The 19,881-nt window shown below is 64.5% G+C and carries 19 protein-coding genes; 11 read left to right on the top strand and 8 right to left on the bottom strand.

Annotated features, from left to right (window positions below; genetic code table 11):
* Positions 1-49 precede the first annotated feature (49 nt).
* The 9 genes from WA237_RS02125 (at position 50) to pcaF (ending at position 9,320) form a co-directional block, all read left to right on the top strand.
* Positions 50-2,344 (top strand): bifunctional salicylyl-CoA 5-hydroxylase/oxidoreductase, encoded by a 2,295-nt coding sequence (locus tag WA237_RS02125; RefSeq protein WP_336096500.1) that lies wholly within the window; start codon positions 50-52, stop codon positions 2,342-2,344.
* Positions 2,341-3,084 (top strand): SDR family NAD(P)-dependent oxidoreductase, encoded by a 744-nt coding sequence (locus tag WA237_RS02120; protein ID WP_009812847.1) that lies wholly within the window; start codon positions 2,341-2,343, stop codon positions 3,082-3,084. The genes WA237_RS02125 and WA237_RS02120 overlap by 4 nt, the downstream gene beginning before the upstream one ends.
* On the top strand, positions 3,081-3,557 hold the full coding sequence (locus WA237_RS02115; protein WP_336096499.1) for a MarR family winged helix-turn-helix transcriptional regulator: 477 nt from the start codon (positions 3,081-3,083) through the stop codon (positions 3,555-3,557). The genes WA237_RS02120 and WA237_RS02115 overlap by 4 nt, the downstream gene beginning before the upstream one ends.
* Positions 3,558-3,560: 3 nt before the next feature.
* Positions 3,561-4,361: an enoyl-CoA hydratase family protein gene (locus WA237_RS02110; RefSeq protein WP_336096498.1), complete on the top strand. Its 801-nt coding sequence runs from the start codon at positions 3,561-3,563 to the stop codon at positions 4,359-4,361.
* The gene (locus WA237_RS02105) at positions 4,361-5,518 is read left to right on the top strand and encodes an acyl-CoA dehydrogenase family protein (RefSeq protein ID WP_336096497.1); all 1,158 of its coding nucleotides are present in this window, start codon (positions 4,361-4,363) and stop codon (positions 5,516-5,518) included. The genes WA237_RS02110 and WA237_RS02105 overlap by 1 nt, the downstream gene beginning before the upstream one ends.
* Positions 5,519-5,663: 145 nt before the next feature.
* The gene (locus WA237_RS02100; RefSeq protein WP_336096496.1) at positions 5,664-7,304 is read left to right on the top strand and encodes an AMP-binding protein; all 1,641 of its coding nucleotides are present in this window, start codon (positions 5,664-5,666) and stop codon (positions 7,302-7,304) included.
* Entirely contained in the window at positions 7,301-7,723 is a 423-nt protein-coding gene (locus WA237_RS02095; protein WP_336096495.1) for an acyl-CoA thioesterase, read from the top strand. The genes WA237_RS02100 and WA237_RS02095 overlap by 4 nt, the downstream gene beginning before the upstream one ends.
* Positions 7,713-8,114, top strand: a complete 402-nt coding sequence (locus WA237_RS02090; RefSeq protein ID WP_336096494.1) for a RidA family protein — start codon at positions 7,713-7,715, stop codon at positions 8,112-8,114. The genes WA237_RS02095 and WA237_RS02090 overlap by 11 nt, the downstream gene beginning before the upstream one ends.
* 3 nt (positions 8,115-8,117) lie before the next feature.
* On the top strand, positions 8,118-9,320 hold the full coding sequence (pcaF, locus tag WA237_RS02085; RefSeq protein WP_336096493.1) for a 3-oxoadipyl-CoA thiolase: 1,203 nt from the start codon (positions 8,118-8,120) through the stop codon (positions 9,318-9,320).
* A gap of 18 nt (positions 9,321-9,338) precedes the next feature.
* On the opposite strand, the gene WA237_RS02080 is transcribed toward pcaF, so the two are convergent.
* Genes WA237_RS02080 through WA237_RS02050 form a run of 7 tightly spaced genes read right to left on the bottom strand, consistent with a single transcriptional unit; the run spans position 9,339 to position 15,630 of the window.
* Positions 9,339-10,586, bottom strand: coding sequence for a flavin-dependent oxidoreductase (locus WA237_RS02080; RefSeq protein WP_336096492.1), 1,248 nt, complete (start codon positions 10,584-10,586; stop codon positions 9,339-9,341).
* 3 nt (positions 10,587-10,589) lie between these two features.
* Positions 10,590-11,042: a cupin domain-containing protein gene (locus WA237_RS02075; RefSeq protein WP_009812838.1), complete on the bottom strand. Its 453-nt coding sequence runs from the start codon at positions 11,040-11,042 to the stop codon at positions 10,590-10,592.
* Between the two features lie 24 nt (positions 11,043-11,066).
* A complete protein-coding gene (locus WA237_RS02070) occupies positions 11,067-11,768 on the bottom strand; it encodes an ABC transporter ATP-binding protein (protein ID WP_336096491.1) in 702 nt (233 codons plus the stop codon).
* Positions 11,762-12,523, bottom strand: coding sequence for an ABC transporter ATP-binding protein (locus tag WA237_RS02065; RefSeq protein ID WP_336096490.1), 762 nt, complete (start codon positions 12,521-12,523; stop codon positions 11,762-11,764). Before WA237_RS02065 ends, WA237_RS02070 begins: the two co-directional genes overlap by 7 nt.
* Positions 12,520-13,500, bottom strand: a complete 981-nt coding sequence (locus WA237_RS02060; RefSeq protein ID WP_156783441.1) for a branched-chain amino acid ABC transporter permease — start codon at positions 13,498-13,500, stop codon at positions 12,520-12,522. The genes WA237_RS02065 and WA237_RS02060 overlap by 4 nt, the downstream gene beginning before the upstream one ends.
* Positions 13,501-13,505: 5 nt before the next feature.
* On the bottom strand, positions 13,506-14,426 hold the full coding sequence (locus WA237_RS02055) for a branched-chain amino acid ABC transporter permease (protein WP_040617837.1): 921 nt from the start codon (positions 14,424-14,426) through the stop codon (positions 13,506-13,508).
* Between the two features lie 40 nt (positions 14,427-14,466).
* The gene (locus WA237_RS02050; RefSeq protein WP_009812833.1) at positions 14,467-15,630 is read right to left on the bottom strand and encodes an ABC transporter substrate-binding protein; all 1,164 of its coding nucleotides are present in this window, start codon (positions 15,628-15,630) and stop codon (positions 14,467-14,469) included.
* Between the two features lie 388 nt (positions 15,631-16,018).
* Between WA237_RS02050 and WA237_RS02045 the strand changes: the two genes are divergently transcribed.
* Together WA237_RS02045 and WA237_RS02040 are read left to right on the top strand one after the other, a co-directional pair.
* The gene (locus tag WA237_RS02045) at positions 16,019-16,957 is read left to right on the top strand and encodes a dimethylarginine dimethylaminohydrolase family protein (protein ID WP_336096489.1); all 939 of its coding nucleotides are present in this window, start codon (positions 16,019-16,021) and stop codon (positions 16,955-16,957) included.
* A 60-nt stretch (positions 16,958-17,017) separates the two neighbouring features.
* Positions 17,018-18,613: an ABC transporter substrate-binding protein gene (locus WA237_RS02040; protein ID WP_336096488.1), complete on the top strand. Its 1,596-nt coding sequence runs from the start codon at positions 17,018-17,020 to the stop codon at positions 18,611-18,613.
* A 195-nt stretch (positions 18,614-18,808) separates the two neighbouring features.
* Here WA237_RS02040 and bhcD read toward each other — a convergent pair whose 3' ends face one another.
* Positions 18,809-19,774 carry an iminosuccinate reductase BhcD gene (bhcD, locus tag WA237_RS02035; RefSeq protein WP_336096487.1) on the bottom strand — a complete coding sequence of 322 codons (966 nt, stop codon included), beginning with the start codon at positions 19,772-19,774 and terminating at the stop codon, positions 18,809-18,811.
* Between the last annotated feature and the right edge of the window lie 107 nt (positions 19,775-19,881).

The raw sequence follows: 19,881 nt of genomic DNA, 5'->3' as shown, positions 1-19,881 counted from the left end.
GGTCGGCAAGCCCGGTGAGACCGGGGGCCGAACGGGGAGGCTTGGACAGATGCGAATAGCGGTATTGGGCGGCGGTCCTGCGGGGCTCTACTTTGCGATCTCGATGAAGCTGCGTCAGCCCGAGGCCGAGATCACCCTGTTTGAACGCAACCGGGCCGATGACACCTTTGGCTGGGGCGTGGTCCTGTCGGATGAGACGCTTGATAACCTTGCGGAAAATGACGCCAAAAGCGCCGCCGTGATCCGCGATCATTTCGCCTATTGGGACGATATCGCGGTGCATCACCGGGGGCAGAAGATGCTGTCGACCGGGCATGGGTTCTGCGGGATCGGGCGCAAGCGGCTGTTGTTGATCCTGCAGGAGCGGGCGCGCGAGCTTGGCGTTGATATGCGGTTCGAGACCGAGGTCGGCGCGGCGTCGGAATACAAGGCCGAGTATGATGTCGTGGTGGCGGCGGATGGGCTCAACTCCAAGACGCGGATGGAATTTGCCGAGGCGTTCAAGCCGGATGTGGATCAGCGCCTCTGTCAGTTTGTCTGGATGGGCACGCATCAGAAGTTTGACGATGCCTTTACCTTTATCTTTGAAGAGACCGACAAGGGCTGGCTCTGGGCGCATGCCTATCAGTTCGATGCCGAGACGGCGACCTTCATCGTGGAATGCAGTCAGGCGACATTCGATGCCTATGGGTTTGGCGAGAAGAGCCAGCAGGAGAGCATCGAGATCTGTCAGGAGATCTTTGCCGAGCATCTTGGCGGTCATGCTCTGATGACCAATGCCAACCATATTCGCGGCTCGGCCTGGCTGCGGTTTCCCCGGGTGCTCTGTGAGGCGTGGAGCCATGAGAATGTGGTGCTCTTGGGGGATGCGGCGGCGACGGCGCATTTCTCGATCGGGTCGGGGACCAAGCTGGCGCTGGAAAGCGCGATTGCCCTGTCGGAGTATATCGCGCGGGAAGGGAGCCTCAAGGCGGGTTTTGCGCGGTATGAGGATGAGCGGCGGCTCGAAGTGTTGCGGCTGCAATCGGCGGCGCGCAATTCGGTGGAATGGTTCGAGGATGTGGAGCGCTATCTGCATCTCGATCCCGTGCAGCTCAACTATTCGCTGCTGACGCGGTCGCAGCGGATCAGCCATGAAAACCTGCGCGAGCGGGATCCGGCGTGGCTGCAAAGTGCCGAGCGGTGGTTTCAGGAGGCGGCCGGGGTGCCGAAGGACGCACCGGTGCGGGCGCCGATGTTTGCGCCGTATCGCCTGCGCGACATGGCGCTGCGCAATCGGATCGTGGTGTCGCCCATGGCGCAGTACAAGGCGGTCGATGGCTGTCCCACAGATTGGCATCTCGTGCATTATGGCGAGCGGGCCAAGGGCGGTGCGGGGCTCGTCTATACCGAGATGACCTGTGTGAGCCCGGAGGGGCGGATCACGCCGGGCTGTCCCGGGCTCTATGCGCCGGAGCATGAGGCGGCCTGGGCGCGGCTCACCGGGTTTGTCCATGCCGAGACGGAGGCCAAGATCTGTTGCCAGATCGGTCATTCGGGGCGCAAGGGATCGACGCGGGTCGGCTGGGAGGGGATGGATCAGCCTCTCGAGACCGGGAATTGGGGTATTCTCTCGGCTTCGGCCCTGCCGTGGTCGGCGGGCAATGCGACGCCGCGCGAGATGACCCGCGAGGATATGGATGCGGTGCGGGATGCCTTTGTCGCGAGCACCGAGATGGCGGCGCGGGCCGGGTTCGACATGATCGAGCTGCACGCGGCGCATGGCTATCTCATCTCGTCCTTCATCTCGCCGGTGTCGAATGTGCGGACGGACAAGTATGGCGGCAGTCTCGAGAACCGGATGCGCTATCCGCTCGAGGTGTTTGCGGCGATGCGGGCGGCTTGGCCTGAGGACAAGCCGATGTCGGTGCGGATCTCGGCCAATGACTGGGTCGGAGAGGCCGGGGTGACGCCCGATGACGCCGTCGAGATTGCGCGGCGCTTTCATGCGGCGGGGGCGGATATCATTGACGTCTCGGCCGGGCAGACCACGCCGGAGGCCGAGCCTGTCTATGGCCGGATGTTCCAGACGCCGTTCTCGGACCGTATCCGCAATGAGACGGGGATCGCGACCATGGCGGTGGGCAATATCTATGAGGCGGATCACGTCAATTCGATCCTGATGGCGGGGCGGGCGGATCTTGTCTGTCTGGCGCGGCCGCATCTGGCGGATCCCTATTGGACGCTGCGCGCGGCGAGCGATCTTGGCGATCGGCAGGAGAGCTGGCCCGAGCCCTATGCGGCGGGGCGCGATCAGGCGTGGCGGCTGGCGGATCGGCAGGCAGAGATGGTGGGCAAGGTATGAGCGGCGCGGCGCGGCATGTGGTGGTGACGGGCGGCGGCACAGGCGTCGGGGCCGAAACGGCGCGGGCCTTTGCCGAGGCGGGCGCCGAGGTCACCATCCTGGGGCGGCGCGAGGCGCCTCTCAAGGCGCAGGGCCTGCCCTATGAGATTTGCGACGTGACCGATGCGGCGGCGGTGCAGGCGGCCTTTGCGGCGGCGCGGGCCAAGCGCGGGCCGGTGACGGTGGCGGTGGCCAATGCGGGCGCGGCCGAGAGCGAGCCCTTTGCCCGGATGCGCGCCGAGAGCCTGGAGGCGATGCTGGCGGTCAATATCACCGGCGTGTTCAACACCTGGCAGGCGGCGCTGCCGGATATGAAATCGGCGGGCTGGGGCCGGATGATTGCCGTGGCCTCGACCGCGGGGCTCAAGGGCTATCCCTATGTGGCGGGCTATGTGGCGGCGAAACACGGGGTTGTCGGCCTCACCCGGGCGCTGGCGATGGAGCTTGCGCCGCTGGGGATTACGGTCAATGCGATCTGCCCCAGCTTTGTCGAGACGCCGATGCTCGAGCGGTCGATCGAGACCATCGTGGAGAAAACCGGGATGAGCCCCGAGGAGGCGGCGAAATCGCTGCAACGGGGCAATCCGCAAAAGAGATTTGTGCAAACCGACGAGGTCGCGGGCACGGCGCTTTGGCTGTGTTCAGAGGCGGCGCGGTCGGTCAATGGTCATGCGTTAAGCCTTTCTGGAGGGGAAATATGAGTATTCAACCTGAACAGCGTTCTGAAGAGGCCGCGTCGAAGGCGCGGCTGCGGCTCTGGCTGCGGTTTTTGAAAACCAGCCGGATCATTGAAAGCGAGCTGCGCGAAAAGCTGCGGCAGGAATTTGCCTCGACGCTGCCGCGCTTTGACGTGATGGCGGCGCTGTCGCGCTATGAAGAGGGGCTCAAGATGAGCCAGCTTTCGGGCGTGCTGCGGGTATCGAACGGCAATGTCACGGGCATCGTCGACCGGCTGGCGCAGGATGGCGCGGTGGTGCGGGTGCCGGTGCCGGGAGATCGGCGGGCCTCGATGGTGCGGCTGACCAAGCGCGGGCAGGAAGAGTTCGCGGCGCAGGCGGCGGCGCATGAGGCGTGGATCGACGAGATGCTGGCCGGGTTCAGCCCCAATGAATGCGCCGATATTGCCGCGCGTCTCGATGGGCTTGTCGCCAGTCTCGGCGAGCGGGAGAGCTAGGCCATGCGCAGTGATGTCCGCCATTTCCGTTGCGAGATCGAAGATGGGATTGCGACCGTGTCGCTGGACCGGCCCGAGCGCAAGAACCCGCTGACCTTTGACAGCTATGCCGAGCTGCGCGACTGGTTCCGCGACCTGAGCTATGCCGATGACGTGACGGCGGTGGTCTTTGCCTCGAACGGGGGCAATTTCAGCTCGGGCGGCGATGTGCATGACATCATCGGGCCGCTCACCAAGATGAGCATGAAGGAGCTGCTGGCCTTTACCCGGATGACCGGCGATCTGGTCAAGGCGATGGTCAATTGCGGCAAGCCGATCATCGCGGCCATCGACGGGATCTGTGTCGGCGCCGGGGCGATCATCGCCATGGCCTCGGACCTGCGGATTGCCACGCCGGAGGCGAAATGCGCCTTTCTCTTTACCCGTGTCGGGCTTGCCGGCTGTGACATGGGGGCCTGTGCCATCCTGCCCCGGATCATCGGGCAGGGGCGGGCGGCAGAGCTGCTCTATACCGGGCGGTCGATGAGCGCCGAGGAAGGCGCGGCCTGGGGGTTTTACAACCGGGTCGTGGCGGCGGATGCCCTTGACGGGGCGGCGCGGGAGTTGGCCGAACGGATCGGCCGGGGGCCGAATTTCGGGCATATGATGACCAAGACCATGCTGGCGCAGGAATGGTCGATGTCGATTGAACAGGCGATCGAGGCCGAGGCGCAGGCGCAGGCGATCTGTATGCAGACGGCGGATTTCGAGCGGGCGTACCGGGCCTTTGTGGCCAAGGAAACCCCGGTGTTCGAGGGCGATTGATGGCGGATCAGAGCTTTCTCTCCTGGCCGTTTTTCGAGCCTGAACATGCTGAAATGGCGCGAAAGCTCGACGATTGGGCGGCGTCCGAGCTGGGCGGGATCGACCATGGCGACACTGATGCGGCCTGTCGGGCGCTGGTGGCGGCGCTGGGCGAGGCGGGGTGGTTGAACCATGCCGCCGTGGACCCGGCAGAGCCCGACGGGCGGCTCGATGTGCGGCGGCTCTGCCTGATCCGCGAGACGCTGGCGCGGCATGATGGGCTGGCGGATTTTTCCTTTGCGATGCAGGGGCTTGGCACCGGGGCGCTGTCGCTCTTCGGGACCCGGGCGCAGCGCGAGGAATGGCTGCCTCTGGTGCGCCGGGGCGAGGCGATTTCGGCCTTTGCGCTGACCGAGCCGGCCTCGGGATCGGATGTGGCGAACTCGACCATGACGGCGACGCGCGATGGCGATGACTACATTCTCAACGGCGAAAAGACCTGGATTTCCAATGGCGGTATCGCGTCGGTATACACGCTGTTTGCGCGCAGTGAGGATATGCCGGGGGCGAAGGGGCTTTCGGCCTTTGTGGTGCCTGCGGGGTTGCTGGGGTTCGAGGTGAGTGAGCGGCTCGAGACCATCGCGCCGCATCCTCTGGCAACCTTGCGTTTCACCGAGTGCCGCATTCCGGCGAGTGCCATGATCGGCAAGCCCGGCGAGGGGTTCAAGATCGCCATGTCGGTGCTCGATGTGTTCCGGTCGACGGTGGCGGCGGCGGCGCTGGGCTTTGCGCGCCGGGCGCTTGACGAGAGCCTTGATCGGGTGAGCCGACGCCATGTGCAGGGCGCGCCCTTGGCCGAGTTGCAGATGGTGCAGGGGCATATTGCCGATATGGCGCTCGATATCGATGCCAGCGCGCTGCTCGTCTATCGGGCGGCCTGGGCCAAGGATAGCGGCGCGGCGCGGGTCACCCGCGAGGCGGCGATGGCCAAGCTCTTTTCCACCGAACAGGCGCAGAAGGTCATCGACCGTGCGGTGCAGCTGCATGGCGGCGACGGGGTGCGGTCGGGCGCGGTGGTGGAGCGGCTCTATCGCGAGATCCGGGCGCTGCGCATCTACGAGGGGGCGTCGGATGTGCAGCGGGTGATCATCGCGCGGCAGGCGCTCGACGCGCGGTAGGCGCAGGGTAAACGGCCCGTTCTCGCGATGAGACGCCAGAAGGCGCGGCGCGGCGGCGGGGAGACGTAGCAACAGGAGAGGTCTCGATGAGACGGAATCTATTTGGCCGGGTCTGTCCCGGCAGCATAGGGCGGGAGGGATCGGCATGATGATGGCAAGCGCGCATCTCGACACGTTCGCCCGCGATAACCTGCCGCCCGAAGAGAGCTGGCCCGATCTGCTGCTCGAGGGGTTTGACTATCCCGAGCGGCTCAATGCCGGGGTGGAATTGACCGATGCGATGGTGGCCAAGGGGTTTGGCGATCACACCGCGCTGATCGGGAACGGGCGGCGGCGGACCTATAAGGAGCTCACCGACTGGACCAACCGTCTGGCGCATGTGCTGGTCGAGGATCTGGGCGTTGTGCCGGGCAACCGGGTGCTGATCCGGTCGGCCAATAATCCGGCGATGGTGGCCTGTTGGCTCGCCGCGACCAAGGCGGGGGCGGTGGTGGTCAACACGATGCCGATGCTGCGGGCCGGGGAATTGGCCAAGATCGTCGACAAGGCCGAGATCAGTCACGCGCTCTGCGACACGCGGCTGATGGAGGAGATGGAGGCCTGTGCCGCCGAGAGCCGGTTTCTCAAACATGTGATCGGGTTCGATGGCACGTCGAACCACGAGGCCGAGCTCGACCGGATGGCGCTGGAGAAGCCGGTGCGGTTCGACGCGGTCGAGACGGCGCAGGATGATGTGGCGCTGTTGGGCTTTACCTCGGGGACGACGGGCACGCCCAAGGCCACGATGCATTTTCACCGCGACCTGATGATCATTGCCGATGGCTATGCGGCGGAGGTTCTGGGCGTGACGGAGGAGGATGTGTTCGTCGGCTCGCCGCCTTTGGCCTTTACCTTTGGGCTGGGCGGGTTGGCGGTGTTTCCGCTGCGCTTTGGGGCGACGGCGACGCTGCTCGAGACCGCGTCGCCGCCGAATATGATCGAGATCATCCAGAAGTATAAGGCGACGGTCTGTTTCACCGCGCCCACCGCCTATCGCGCCATGTTGGCGGCGATGGAGGAGGGGGCGGACCTGTCGTCGCTGCGCGCGGCGGTGTCGGCGGGCGAGACGCTTCCGGCGCCGGTCTATGAGGATTGGATGCGCAAGACGGGCAAGCCGCTGCTCGACGGGATCGGCGCGACCGAGATGCTGCATATCTTTGTGTCGAACCATTTCGAGGATCACACGCCGGCCTGTACCGGGCTGCCGGTGCGGGGCTATGAGGCGCGGGTGATTGATGCCGAGGGGCAGGAGCTGCCGCGCGGCGAGGTCGGGCGGCTGGCGGTGCGGGGGCCGACGGGGTGTCGGTATCTCGCCGATGCGCGGCAGGCGGAGTATGTGCAGGGCGGCTGGAACATCACCGGCGACACGTTCTGGATGGACGCGGACGGCCGGCTTCATTTCGCGGCGCGCAATGATGATATGATCGTCTCGGCGGGCTATAACATCGCGGGGCCCGAGGTCGAGGCGGCGCTTTTGGCGCATCCTTTGGTGTCGGAATGCGCAGTGATCGGCGCGCCGGATGTGGCGCGGGGCCATATCGTCGAGGCGCATGTGGTGCTCTGCGATCCGGCGACGGCGAGCGACGAGACCATCAAGGCGCTGCAGGACCATGTGAAGGCGAGCATTGCGCCCTTCAAATACCCACGCAGCGTCAAGTTCTGCGACAGCCTGCCCAAGACCGCCACCGGCAAGATCCAGCGGTTCATCCTCAAGCAGCAGGCCGAGGCGGCGGCGGGCACGTCATGAGCGCGCGTCTCTTCCACTATACCCAGAAGGTGATGTTCAAACATTGCGACCCGGCGGGGATCGTTTTCTATCCGCGCTATTTCGAGATGATGAACGATGTGGTCGAGAGCTTTTTCGCCGAATGTCTTGGCCTGCCGTTCGAGCGGCTCTTGGTCACCGCCGGGGTGCCGACGGTGCAGACCGAGGCCCAATTTCACGCGCCGTCGCGGCATGGCGATATGCTCGACATCAGCCTCGGGGTGATGCGGCTCGGCCGGACGAGCGCCAGTTTCGAGCTGCGGGCGCGGGCGGGCGAGGAGGCGCGGTTCACGGCGCGGTCGACCCTTGTCCATGTCGATGCTGAGGGGCGGCCCGCGCCATGGGATGGGCCGCTGCGCGAGAGATTTCTACCCTATATTGGAGAGCAAGATGACCCATGAGATTGTCCAGCCCGAGGGCTGGAAACCGGCCAAGGGCTATGCCAATGGCGTGCTGTCGCAAAACGGCACGCTCTATGTCGGCGGGCAGATCGGCTGGACCGCGGATCAGGTGTTCGAGAGCCATGATTTCATCGGGCAGATGGAGCAGGCCCTGCGCAATATCGTCGATGTGGTCGAGGCCGCGGGCGGGCAGGTGAGCGATATCACCCGGCTCACCTGGTTCGTGATCGACAAGGCGGAATATCTCGCCCGGCAGCGCGAGGTGGGCGAGGTTTACCGCAAGGTGCTGGGGCGGCATTTCCCGGCGATGTCGATGCTTATCGTGGCGGGGCTTGTCGAGGATGAGGCGTTGCTGGAGATCGAGGCCACGGCCGAGATCGCGCGGGGCTAGGGCATGGCTGAGGTCTTTGTCTGCGACTATATCCGGACGCCGATTGGCCGCTACGGCGGGGCGCTGGCGGGGCTGCGGACCGACGATCTGGCGGCGCATCCGATCCGGGCGCTGATGGCGCGGCAGGGGCAGTTTGACTGGGCGGCGGTGGATGAGGTGATCCTTGGCTGTGCCAATCAGGCGGGCGAGGACAATCGCAATGTGGCGCGGATGGCGGTGCTCTTGTCGGGGCTGCCCGAGAGCGTGCCGGCGCTGACGCTCAACCGGCTCTGCGGGTCGGGGATGGATGCGGTGATGACCGGCGCGCGGGCCATTCGGGCGGGCGAGGCCGATGTCATCGTCGCGGGCGGTGTCGAGAGCATGAGCCGCGCGCCCTTGGTGATGCCGAAGGCGGAGGCCGCCTATTCGCGGCGGGCCGAGATTTACGACACGACGATTGGCTGGCGCTTTGTGAACCCGGCGATCGAGGCGCAATACGGGATCGACAGCATGCCGGAGACGGCCGAGAACGTGGCCGAGGCCTGTGGCGTGTCGCGCGCCGATCAGGACGCGTTTGCGCTGGCAAGCCAGGAGCGGGCCTTGGCGGCGCAGGCCTCGGGGCGGTTCGCCCAGGAGATCGCGCCGGTGAGCCTCGCACAGCGCAAGGGCGCGGCGGTGGAGGTGGATCGCGACGAGCATCCGCGCGAGACGAGCCTCGAGAAGCTGGCGTCGCTGCCGACCCCGTTTCGCAAGGGCGGGACGGTCACGGCGGGCAATGCCTCGGGCGTCAATGACGGGGCGGCGGCGCTGATCCTTGCCTCGGAGGCGGCGGTCAAGCGGCATGGGCTCACGCCGCTGGCGCGGATCGAGGGCGGGGCGAGCGCGGGGCTTGCGCCTCGGGTGATGGGGCTCGGCCCGGTGCCCGCGACCGAGAGGCTCTGTGCGCGGCTCGGGATCACGGCGCAGGCGTTCGATCTCATCGAGCTCAACGAGGCCTTTGCGGCGCAGGCGATTGCGGTGCTGGATCAGCTCGGGCTCGACTGGCGGGCGGAGCATATCAACCGCAATGGCGGGGCGATTGCGCTTGGCCATCCTTTGGGGATGTCGGGGGCGCGGCTTGTGGGCTCTCTGGCGCGCGATCTGGCGGCGGGGCATGGGAGATTGGGCCTGGCCAGCATGTGCGTCGGCGTGGGCCAAGGCGTGTCGCTGGTGCTGCGGGCGGTGTGAGCCGCCCGCGCCCGTCGTTCAGCCGGTCTTTTCGACGCGGGTGACCTTGCCAAAGCCCGCCAGCTTGGCATAGCCGCCGACGATGGCCTCGCGGTCCTCATAGCTCAGCACATCATCGATATTCTTGAACCCCGCCGGGGCGAGCCGTTCGACCGCGTCGATGACGCCCTCGGGCCCGCCGGAGCGGTTGTTGCGCACCACCTCTGCGGTTTTCGGCAGCCGGTCCTGTTCGTAGCTCCAGAGCGCCGCGCGCGGATGTTCGGCGCGGGCCAGCGCATCGGCGAGGCAGCGGGCATCGAGAATGGCCTGGCTCGCGCCATTGGAGCCCACCGGGTACATCGGATGCGCCGCATCGCCCAAGAGCGTGACCCGGCCAAAGGTCCAGCGTGGCAGCGGATCGCGGTCGGCCATGGGATATTCAAAGATGCTCGGCGTTGCGCGCACCAGCGCCTCGATATCGCAGCCGGGCACGGTAAAGCGCCGGGCATAGGGCAGGACCAGCGAGAGCGGCACCTGACGCGACCAGTTGCTGGCGGGGGGCGGTGACAGTTCGGGATCTTGCACCCGGATGTTCACCACCCAGTTCATCAGCTGTTTGCCATCCTTGGGCGGCGCAATCGGGTAGAGCACCAGCTTGCCGCCGAGGCCGCCGCTGATCGCCATGCTCTCACCGTCGTCCCAGACGTCCCAATCGACGGCACCGCGCCACATCATGACGCCCTGCCAGCTCGGTCCCGGTTCCTTGGGGTAGAACATGCGGCGGCCCGCCGAATGGATGCCGTCGCAGCAGATGAGCACATCGCCGCGCACCGTGGTGCCCGCGCCGCCGTCGTGATTGTCGGAGAAATGGGCGGTGACGCCCGCCTCGTCCTGCACCATGCCGGCGAGGCGGCAGCCGGTGCGGATCGCGTCCGGGCCGAGCCGGTCGATCACCGCATCATAGATCAGTTTCTGCAGCCGGCCGCGATGGATCGAGAATTGCGGCACGTCATGGCCTGCGTGCAGACCGCGCAGTTCCGACCAGACTTCGCTCCCGTCACGGGTGAGGTAGGAAAGCTTGCGGGTGCGCAGCCCGACCGCGTCGAGCGCGGGCAGCAGGCCCAGCGCGTCGAGCTCGCGGATGGCATGGGGCAGCACGTTGATGCCGACCCCCACTTCGCGCACCTCGCGGGCGGCCTCGTAGATCTCGGCCTTGATGCCGCGGGCGTGCAGCATCAGGGCCGTTGTCAGCCCGCCGATCCCGGCCCCTGCGATGATAACCTTCATCGGTTACACATCCTCGGGCGGCAGGAAGTCGACCTCGTGCTGGGCCGAGATGGCGACGACCTCGGCCGGGTTCGGCTCGGGCCCGAGATTGTGCAGTGCCCAGAAGAGATCAAAGAGCCGCTGGCTCGGCGAGACCCAGAACAGGCATTTGATGGTGCTGTCGGTCTTGTTGAAGATGCCATGCGGGATGCCCTTGGGCATGCGCACCAGATCGCCGGGTTCGGCATGGGTGTTGGCCCCGTCGAGGATGAGATCGAACCGGCCTTCGAGCACATAGATGAACTCATCCTGTGTCGGGTGGATATGCGGCGGCACAAAGGTGCCCTTGGGCAGGGTCGCGTGCCACGAAAGCGAGCCCTCGGAATGCTGTTTCGGCACGTAGGTCTGGCCGAGAATGTTCCAGCTGATGTTCTCAAGACCCTCATTGGCGCGGGTCACGCCGGCAGTCATGTCCATCTCAATTACCTCTCTGTTATCGGTTCAAACCTGAAGAAATCGTTCCTTGATCTCCGGGGTGGCGAGGAAATCGGGCGTGCTGCCGGTCCAGACCACATTGCCCCTCTCGAGCACCACATGGCGGTCGGCGAGCCGGGTCAGCGCATCGACATTCTTGTCGATCACGAGGATCGCCTCGCCTTCGTCCTTGAGCCGCGCGAGGCAGGACCAGATGTCCTGGCGGATCAGCGGCGCGAGGCCTTCGGTCGCCTCGTCGAGCACCACGAGTTTCGGGTTGGTCATCAGGGCACGGCCGATGGCGAGCATCTGCTGTTCGCCGCCCGAGAGCTGATTGCCCATGTTGCGGCGGCGTTCCTTGAGGCGCGGGAAGAGGTCGAAGATGCGCTCGAGCGTCCATTTCGCCGGGCCGGGGCCGCGGGCGCGGGCGGTGGCGATGAGGTTTTCGGTGACGGTGAGCGTCGGGAAGATCTGGCGGCCTTCGGGGACGAGGCCGAGCCCGGCCTCGGCGACGCGATGCGGTTCGGCCCCGGTGAGGTCGATGCCATCGACCGAGACGCGGCCGTCGCGCGGCTTGAGCAGGCCGAAGACGGTGTTGACGGTGGTCGTCTTGCCCATGCCATTGCGGCCCAGAAGCGTCACCACCTCGCCTTCGTTCACTTCGAGGCTCACGCCAAAGAGCACCTGGCTTTCGCCATAGGCGGCGCGGAGGTTTTCAACGCTCAGCATGGGATTTCCTCGGCCTCTTCGTCGCCGAGATAGGCGGCGCGCACGGCGGCGTTGTTGCGGATTTCTTCGGGCGTGCCGGTGGCGATGATTTCGCCATAGACCAGCACCGAAATCCGGTCGGCGAGCGAAAACACCGCGCCCATGTCATGTTCGATGAGCACGATGGTGATGCGGCCCTTTTGCGCGGCGAGCAGATCGACCAGCGCCTCGGCATCCTGACCGCCGGTGCCGGCGAGCGGCTCGTCGAGCAGCAGGAGTTTCGGCTCGCTGGCCAGCGCCATGGCCAGTTCGAGCCGCCGGTGATCGCCATGGGAAAGGGCGCTGGCGGGCAGATCGGCGCTCTGATCGAGGCCGACCTGGGCGAGGAACTCCATCGCGCGGGCGTTGAGCCGGGCCTCGTGGGCCACGGCGCGGAAGAAGCGAAAGCTCGACCCGTCCTTGGCCTGCACCGCGAGGGCGACGTTTTCCAGCACGGTGAATTTCGGCAGGATCGAGGTGATCTGGAACGAGCGGGCGAGGCCGAGATGCACCCGTTCCGGCATCGAGAGCCGCATGATGTCGCGCCCGTCGAAGAGGATTTCGCCACTGTCCGAGGGGGACTGACCGGAGAGCTGGGTGATCAGCGTCGTCTTGCCCGCGCCATTGGGGCCGATGATCGCGTGCAGCTCGCCGGGGTGGATCTCGAGCGACAGATCATGGGTGACGCGCAGCGCGCCATAGGATTTGTTGAGATTGCGTACCGAGAGACCGCTCATTTCTCGCCCCCCAGCTTGAGTTTGCGCAAGAGCCCGGAAATGCCGTCGGGTGAATAGAGCACCACCAGCACGAGGATCACCCCGAAGAAGAGCTTCCAATGTTCGGTGAAGATGTTGAGCAGCTCTTCGAGCATGAGCGCGAGGAAGGCGCCGCCGATGGCCCCGGTGAGATTGCCGATGCCGCCGAGAACCACCATCACGATCAGCTCGCCCGAGACATGCCAGGACATGAAGGCGGGCGAGATGAATTCGGCCTGATTGGCGAGCATGACGCCCGCGACCGAGGTCATGCAGGCCGAGATCACGAAGGCGGTGAGCTGATAGCGGAAGGGCGCAAAGCCCAGCGCCTCGATCCGCGTGGTGTTCTCGCGGGTGCCGGTGAGAACGCGGCCAAAGCGCGAGGTGACGATGCGGGCGCAGAGGGTAAAGAGCCCGATCAACAGCGCCAGCGCCGTGTAATAGAGCACCTGATCGTTTTCGAGCCAGGGCTGGCCCAGCACCGTCGAGCGCGCGTCGAGCGTCACCCCGTCGTCGCCGCCATAGGACGACAGCGACACGAAGAAGAAATAGGCCATCTGACCAAAGGCCAGGGTGATCATGATGAAATAGATGCCGCGGGTGCGCAGCGAGATCCAGCCGGTGATCAGCGCGAAGACCGCCGAGAGGCTGATGCCGGCGAGCAGATGCAGGGTGATGTCGGTGACGCCATGGCGGCTCAGCACCGCGACGGCATAGGCGCCAAAGCCAAGATAGGCGGCGTGGCCAAAGCTCACCATCGCGCCGTAGCCGAGGATCAGGTCGAGCGCCATGGCGGCGATGGCATAGGCGAGGATGCGGGTGCCGATCACCACGAGATAGGGATCATTGGTGGCCCAGGCAAAGACCGGCAGCAGCGCCGCGAGGACAAAGAGCACGAGGGCGGCCTTGGTGCGGCCACGCAGGCGCGGGGCGGGGCGGGTCGTCGGAGGTGTGGTCATGTCACTCATACCGGCTTGCGCCCAAAGAGGCCCGCGGGTTTGGCAAAGAGGATGATGGCCATCAGGATATAGACCAGCATCGGGGCGAGGGTCCGGCCCACCTGCGAGGCGGTGGCGGGATCAAACACCATGCGCAGCAGGATCGGGCCGAAGGTGCCGCCCAATGTGTCCACCGTGGCCACCAGAAGCGCGCCGAGAAACGCGCCCCGGATCGAGCCGATACCGCCGATGACCACCACGACGAAGGTCAGGATCAGGATGCTTTCGCCCATGCCGGTGTCGACCGACAGGATCGGCGCGACCATCATGCCCGCGAAACAGGCGAGCATCACGCCAAAGGCAAAGACCAGCCGGAAGAGCCGCGAGATATTGACGCCGAGGGCCGCGACCATGTTGCGGTTGGTCGCACCGGCGCGCAGCAGCATGCCGATGCGCGTGTGGTTCACGATGAGATAGAGACCGGCCGCCGCCGCCAGACCGGTGGCGATGATGGCGAGACGGTAGATCGGGTATTTCACCTGCCCGATGAGTGGGATCGCCCCATCGAGAAGCGGTGGGATCGGCACCGAGAGCGGGCTGCTGCCCCAGAGGATCTTGACCCCTTCGGTGATGATCATGAGAAGGCCGAAAGTGGCCAGCACCTGATCGAGATGCGAGCGGTGATAGAGTTTTCGGATCACCAAATATTCGAGCGCCAGACCCACCACCAGCGCGGTGGGCAGGGCGAGCAGCAGCCCCATGGTGAAGCTGCCGGTCAGGGCCACGAAAGTGGCCATAAGATAGCCGCCCACCATGTAGAGCACACCATGGGCGAGATTGACGAAATCCATGATCCCGAAGATCAGGGTCAGACCGGCCGCGATCAGAAACAGCAAGACGCCGAATTGAAGGCCGTTCATAAGTTGCAGGATGAACAGGTTTGTCATCGGGGAATGTTCCGATCGCGGCTTGGGTCCAGGGTCAGGGTTACTTCATGTCGCACTCGGCGGCATAATTGTCCTGGTAGTCGTCGAAGATACGCTCGACCATGGAGGTGGCGTATTTGCCGTCCTCACGTTTGACCGCCTTGACCAGATAGAAATCCTGGATCGGGTAGTTGTTGTTGCCGAAGGTGAAATCGCCGCGCGGGCTGGCGAAATCGGCCTCTTTGAGGGCGGCGCGCAGAGCGTCCTTGTCCTCGAGATTGCCCTCGACCTTGCGCACGGCGCTGTCGATCAGCTGCGCCGCGTCATAGGCCTGCATGGCGTAGGTGCCGGGGACATGGCCGTATTTCTCTTCATAGCCGGAAACGAAGGTCTTGTTCGCCTCGTTGTCCATGTCGGGGGCCCAGGTGGCGCCGCCGAGAAAGCCCACGGCCGCGTCCTGGGTCGCGGGCAGGGTGGTTTCATCCACGGTAAAGGCCGACAGGAAGGGGATCGAGCCGAGACCCGCCTGATTGTATTGCTTGACGAGGTTCACGCCCATGCCGCCGGGCATGAAGGTAAAGAGCGCGTCGGGCTGAAAGGCGGCGATCTGGCTCAGTTCCGAGGAAAAGTCGAGCTGGCCGAGTTCGGTATAGACCTCGCCCGCGACGCCGCCGGAATAGGAGCGTTTGAAGCCGTTCAGGCTATCGATGCCGGCCTGATAGTTGGGGGCCATGAGAAAGACGTTCTGATAGCCCTGTTTCTCGGCATAGGCGCCCATGACCTCGTGGTTCTGGTCGTTCTGATAGGAGGTCACGAAGAAATTCGGGTGGCAGTCCTTGCCGGCGAAGTTCGAGGTGCCTGCGTTCGAGCTGATCAGGATCGCGCCGCTTTCGGTGACGGGTTTGTGGATCGCGATCAGGATGTTGGAAAAGATCGGGCCGACGACGAAATCAACCTCGTCGCGTTCGACCAGTTCGCGCGCCTTGCTGGCGGCGAGGTCGGGTTTGCGCTCATCGTCGATGACGATGATTTCGGTTTCCAGACCGCCGATCTTGCCGATCTGGTCTGCGGCCAGCAAAAAGCCGTCGCGGCCTTGTTCGCCGAGCGCGGCGGCGGGGCCGGAAAGGGTGTAGATCAGGCCGATCTTGATCTTGTCTTCGGCGGCAGAGGCGGCACCAGTGAGGCAGGTGGCCGCCATCAGGGATGCGAGAAGCGTCCGTTTCATCGTTTTGGTCTCCCGTTGCTGGCGATGGTTCCGGGATCGGCCATCGCCTATTTGGTATATGGTTAAAAATTATGTGCCTAAAATATATTTACCTCAAGCTTTTTCTCGAGGCAGGCACGGCTCATGGTGGCGACACTATGCGCCAGCGCCGAAAGCGGTGCCAGACCCCAAAGCCGCAAAGGCCCTGATCTCAGGTGAAAATTTCTGCGGCTGTGCGGGGCGTTTCGGCGGGGATTGGCGGGGGTGAGGGGATGTCGGATTTTTCGGGTTCCGCGGGTTTTGGTGAGATGGATTCATCTAGGTCAGTATACTTATTCGTTATCCACAAGCGCAACTCACCTGTAGCCTGTTTCGCAAGACTGAACATTTGCGATGGAAGGAAAATCCCATGCCCAAGGATGCCATGACCGCCCTGACGCCTTTGCGCAACCGTGCCGCCGAAGGCGGGACGACCGCGCTGCGCGATTGGGGGATCGACAGCGAATATGGGGTGTTGTCGGATGTGCTGCTGGGGCCGGTGGACACCTTTGGCCACATGGACAATTCCGCCTTCAGCTCGATCTATCGCGATACCGCGCTCAACAAGCGGGCGTGGGATCATGCGACGGCGGTGACGCAATATAACGAGATGCTGTCAGCCTATGCCGATGGCGGGGTGACGGTGCATACGCTGCCTGCCGATGAGCATCTCAAATACGGGGTCTATGCCCGCGATTCGAGCTTTATGACGCCCTGGGGCGCGGTGATCACCCAGATGGCCAACCCGCGGCGGCGGGGCGAGTATTCGGCGGCGCTGCGCTTTTATCTCGAGAAGGGCATTCCGATCTATGACATGGTCAGCGCCGGCAATTTCGAGGGTGGCGATTTCCATATCATCGAGCCGGGCGCGGTGCTGATCGGCTATACCGGCATGCGCTGCGAGGAAGTGTCGGCGCGGCAGATCGGGGCCTGGGTCGAGAAAGAGGGCTGGGAAGTCCATTACGCCTATATCGACCCCTATTATGTCCATATCGACCTGATGGTCTGCATGATCGCGCCGAAATGCGCGGCGGTCTGCCTCGAGACGACGCCCGATCATGTGGTCGAATGGCTCAAATCCAAGAAGATCGAGATCGTGCCGGTGGGGTTCAAGGACACGATGGCGCTCGGCTGTAATGTGATGTCCTTTGGCAATGATCGCGTGCTCGCCCCGGCGGCGAGCAAGGATCTGATCGGCAAGCTGCGCGCCAACGGCTTCACGGTCTATGATCCGGATATGTCGATGTTCACCATGATGGGCGGCGGCATTCACTGCATGGCGCAATCGCTGCGCCGTGCCGCGGGGTAGTCACGCCCCGATATTCACAGTGCAACAGTAAAATAACCATAAAACAGGGAGTTACGCACGATGAAACATCCATTGGAAAGCCTCAAGGCCCGCCTCGCCACGGGCAGCATGAGCCGACGGCAATTCATGCGCTCGGTGGTGGCGACGGGCATCAGCGCCGCCGCCGCCAGCAGCGTCGCCGATCAGGTGGTGGCGGCCGCGCCCAAGCGGGGCGGCACGATCCGCATCGGCAAGGGCCATGGTCAGACCACCGATACGATGAACCCGGGCACCGCCGAAAATGGCTATATGGTCAACCTGTTACAGAGTTTCCACGGCTATATGACCGAGGTCGCGCCTGATGGCAGCCTGGTGCCCGGCGTGGCCGAAAGCTGGGAAGCGGCGGATGGCGGCAAGACCTGGGTGTTTGATCTGCGCAAGGATTTCACCTTTCACAATGGCAAGACCGTCAGCCCGGAGGATGTGATCGCCTCGATCAACCATCACCGGGGCGAGGATTCGACCTCGGCGGCGAAGCCTTTGCTGTCGTCGCTTGCGGATGTGCGGGCCGATGGGCCGGGGCGGGTGGTGTTTGAGCTGACCTCCGGCAATGCCGATTTCCCCTTTACCCTCAGCGACTATCACATCCCCGTCGGCATGTCGGAGGATGGCAAGGTCGATTGGAAAACCGGGGTGGGGTGCGGGGCCTATAAGCTCGACAATTTCGAGCCGGGTATTCGGGCCGATCTGTCGCGCAATGATGACCATTGGGACCTTGAAAACAGGGCGTTTTTCGATTCCGCCGAGCTCTTGGCAATCATTGATGCCAATGCCCGGCAGAGCGGGTTGCTGACCGGCGATCTGGATGCGATCGACAAGCTCGATCTCAAGACCATCGAGCGGATCAAACAGGCGCCGGGGATCAAGGTGCATTCGGTGCCCGGCACGCAGCATTTCACCTTTGAGATGATGTGCACCTCGGACCCCTATACCGACCGCAACCTGCGGCTCGCGCTCAAATACGCGATCAACCGGCAGGAGTTGGTCGACAAGATCCTCTTTGGCTATGGGGTGGTCGGCAATGACCATCCGATCGGGCAGGGACAACGCTTTTTTAACAAGGACTTGCCGCAGCGCGAATATGATCCCGATAAGGCGCGGTTCCACCTCAAGGAGGCGGGGCTCGACAAGGTCAAGATCGAGCTGTCGGCGGCGGATGCGGCCTTTGCCGGGGCGGTGGATGCGGCGGTGCTCTATCAGAACTCGGCGGCGAAGGCTGGGATCGAGATCGTGCCGGTGCGGGAGCCGAATGATGGGTATTGGACGGATGTGTGGAATGTGAAGCCGTTTACCGCCGTGTATTGGGGTGGGCGACCGGTGGAGGATCTCATGTTTTCAACCGCTTACGAGAGCGGCGTGCCGTGGAACGGGACGCGCTGGTCGAATGCGCGGTTTGACGAGCTGTTGGTCACGGCGCGGGCCGAGCTCGACGAGGAAAAACGCCGGCAGATGTATTATGAAATGCAGGAGCTGGTGAACATGGATGGCGGGCTCATCGCGCCGATGTTTGCCTCCTATGTCTTTGGAACCAGAGACAATGTTGGCCTTCCCGAAGGGTTCGCCTCGAACTGGGACATGGATGGCGAGCGCTGCATCGAGCGGTGGTGGTTCACCTGAATTCCCTGACAGGACCCACCCAAGCGGCGGCCCCCAAATTGGGGGCCGTTTGCGTGTTAACCATGGATTTCGGGATTTTCGGTAACGCGTCGGTATTGCGTCGGTAAAGCGACAGTATCGCGCGGGCCGGTTTGGCCGGATTGGGACGGGCGCGTTAACCTTTGCAGGCCGGGGGGAGGGCCCGGGAGCCGCCCCCTAGAAATCCACCTCGATCGCGACGCCTTGCTCGACGGCCAGATCGACCACGGCGGCGGCGACGGCGAGGTCTTGCAGCCCGACGCCGGTGCCGTCGAAAAGGGTGATCTCTTCGGCGCTGCTGCGGCCCGGATGGGTGCCGTTGATCACGGCGCCGATCTCGGTGATGTCGTCGCGGCTGATGAGACCTTCGGCGATGGCGTGCTGGGCCTCGCCAAGGGTCACAGATTGGTCGATCTCATCGGCAAAGACGGTGGCGGAGCCGAGCAGCGCCGCCTCGAGCTCTTGCTTGCCCTTGGTGTCGGTGCCCATGCAGGCGATATGGGTGCCGGGGCTGACATGCTGGGCGAGCAGGCTCGGCGCGAAGGAAGAGGTGATGGTGATGATCACATCGGCCTCGGTCATGCCGTCAAGTTCGACCGCCTCGAAGGGCAGGCCCGCCTCTTCGGCCACGGCGGCGAGATTGGGCAGCATCTCGGGGTGGAGGTTCCAGCCGATGACCTTTTCGAACGGGCGCTGTTCGAGGGCGGCGCGCAGCTGAAAGGTGGCCTGATGGCCCGCGCCGATCATGCCGATGACCTTGGCATCCGGGCGCGCCAGATGCTGAATGGAGACGGCAGAGGCGGCGGCGGTGCGCAGGGCGGTCATGTAATTGCCGCCGACCATGGCCGAGATCATGCCGCTGTCCGGGTCGAAGAGGAAGACGGTGGATTGGTGATTGATCAGCCCCCGTTTCTCGAGATTGTGCGGCCAGTAGCCGCCCGCCTTGAGGCCGAGAGTGTGGCCGTCGCGGTCAAACCCGCCTTTGAAGCCATAGAGCGCGTCTTCGTGGCCGATCGCCTCGCGGATGACCGGAAAATTATAGGCTTGGCCCGCCGCCATGGCGGCAAAGACCTTTTCCACCGCGGTGAACGAGGCGCTGCGGGTCAAAAGATCGGGGATTTGGCGTTCGGGTACGATCAGCACGTGGGAGCTCCTGTAGGAATGTCGTGCGCCCGCATGCCAGGGGTGGACGGTGGTCGGCATGCGGGCGGCTTTCAGGCCCCATCGGGGCCTGACCGTCCGTCTCGAAA

Source organism: Roseovarius sp. CH_XMU1461 (assembly GCF_037027165.1).
GTDB classification, from domain to species: Bacteria; Pseudomonadota; Alphaproteobacteria; order Rhodobacterales; family Rhodobacteraceae; genus Roseovarius; species Roseovarius nubinhibens.
Note: the sequence above shows the minus strand (reverse complement) of the source record. Positions and strands in the feature narration are given on the sequence as shown.

Bases quoted from the DNA above. Each gene is read 5' to 3' on its own strand.
- WA237_RS02125 (WP_336096500.1), top strand. From the start codon at position 50: ATGCGAATAGCGGTATTGGGCGGCGGTCCTGCGGGGCTCTACTTTGCG.
- WA237_RS02120 (WP_009812847.1), top strand. From the start codon at position 2,341: ATGAGCGGCGCGGCGCGGCATGTGGTGGTGACGGGCGGCGGCACAGGC.
- WA237_RS02115 (WP_336096499.1), top strand. From the start codon at position 3,081: ATGAGTATTCAACCTGAACAGCGTTCTGAAGAGGCCGCGTCGAAGGCG.
- WA237_RS02110 (WP_336096498.1), top strand. From the start codon at position 3,561: ATGCGCAGTGATGTCCGCCATTTCCGTTGCGAGATCGAAGATGGGATT.
- WA237_RS02105 (WP_336096497.1), top strand. From the start codon at position 4,361: ATGGCGGATCAGAGCTTTCTCTCCTGGCCGTTTTTCGAGCCTGAACAT.
- WA237_RS02100 (WP_336096496.1), top strand. From the start codon at position 5,664: ATGATGATGGCAAGCGCGCATCTCGACACGTTCGCCCGCGATAACCTG.
- WA237_RS02095 (WP_336096495.1), top strand. From the start codon at position 7,301: ATGAGCGCGCGTCTCTTCCACTATACCCAGAAGGTGATGTTCAAACAT.
- WA237_RS02090 (WP_336096494.1), top strand. From the start codon at position 7,713: ATGACCCATGAGATTGTCCAGCCCGAGGGCTGGAAACCGGCCAAGGGC.
- pcaF (WP_336096493.1), top strand. From the start codon at position 8,118: ATGGCTGAGGTCTTTGTCTGCGACTATATCCGGACGCCGATTGGCCGC.
- WA237_RS02080 (WP_336096492.1), bottom strand. From the start codon at position 10,586: ATGAAGGTTATCATCGCAGGGGCCGGGATCGGCGGGCTGACAACGGCC.
- WA237_RS02075 (WP_009812838.1), bottom strand. From the start codon at position 11,042: ATGGACATGACTGCCGGCGTGACCCGCGCCAATGAGGGTCTTGAGAAC.
- WA237_RS02070 (WP_336096491.1), bottom strand. From the start codon at position 11,768: ATGCTGAGCGTTGAAAACCTCCGCGCCGCCTATGGCGAAAGCCAGGTG.
- WA237_RS02065 (WP_336096490.1), bottom strand. From the start codon at position 12,523: ATGAGCGGTCTCTCGGTACGCAATCTCAACAAATCCTATGGCGCGCTG.
- WA237_RS02060 (WP_156783441.1), bottom strand. From the start codon at position 13,500: ATGACCACACCTCCGACGACCCGCCCCGCCCCGCGCCTGCGTGGCCGC.
- WA237_RS02055 (WP_040617837.1), bottom strand. From the start codon at position 14,426: ATGACAAACCTGTTCATCCTGCAACTTATGAACGGCCTTCAATTCGGC.
- WA237_RS02050 (WP_009812833.1), bottom strand. From the start codon at position 15,630: ATGAAACGGACGCTTCTCGCATCCCTGATGGCGGCCACCTGCCTCACT.
- WA237_RS02045 (WP_336096489.1), top strand. From the start codon at position 16,019: ATGCCCAAGGATGCCATGACCGCCCTGACGCCTTTGCGCAACCGTGCC.
- WA237_RS02040 (WP_336096488.1), top strand. From the start codon at position 17,018: ATGAAACATCCATTGGAAAGCCTCAAGGCCCGCCTCGCCACGGGCAGC.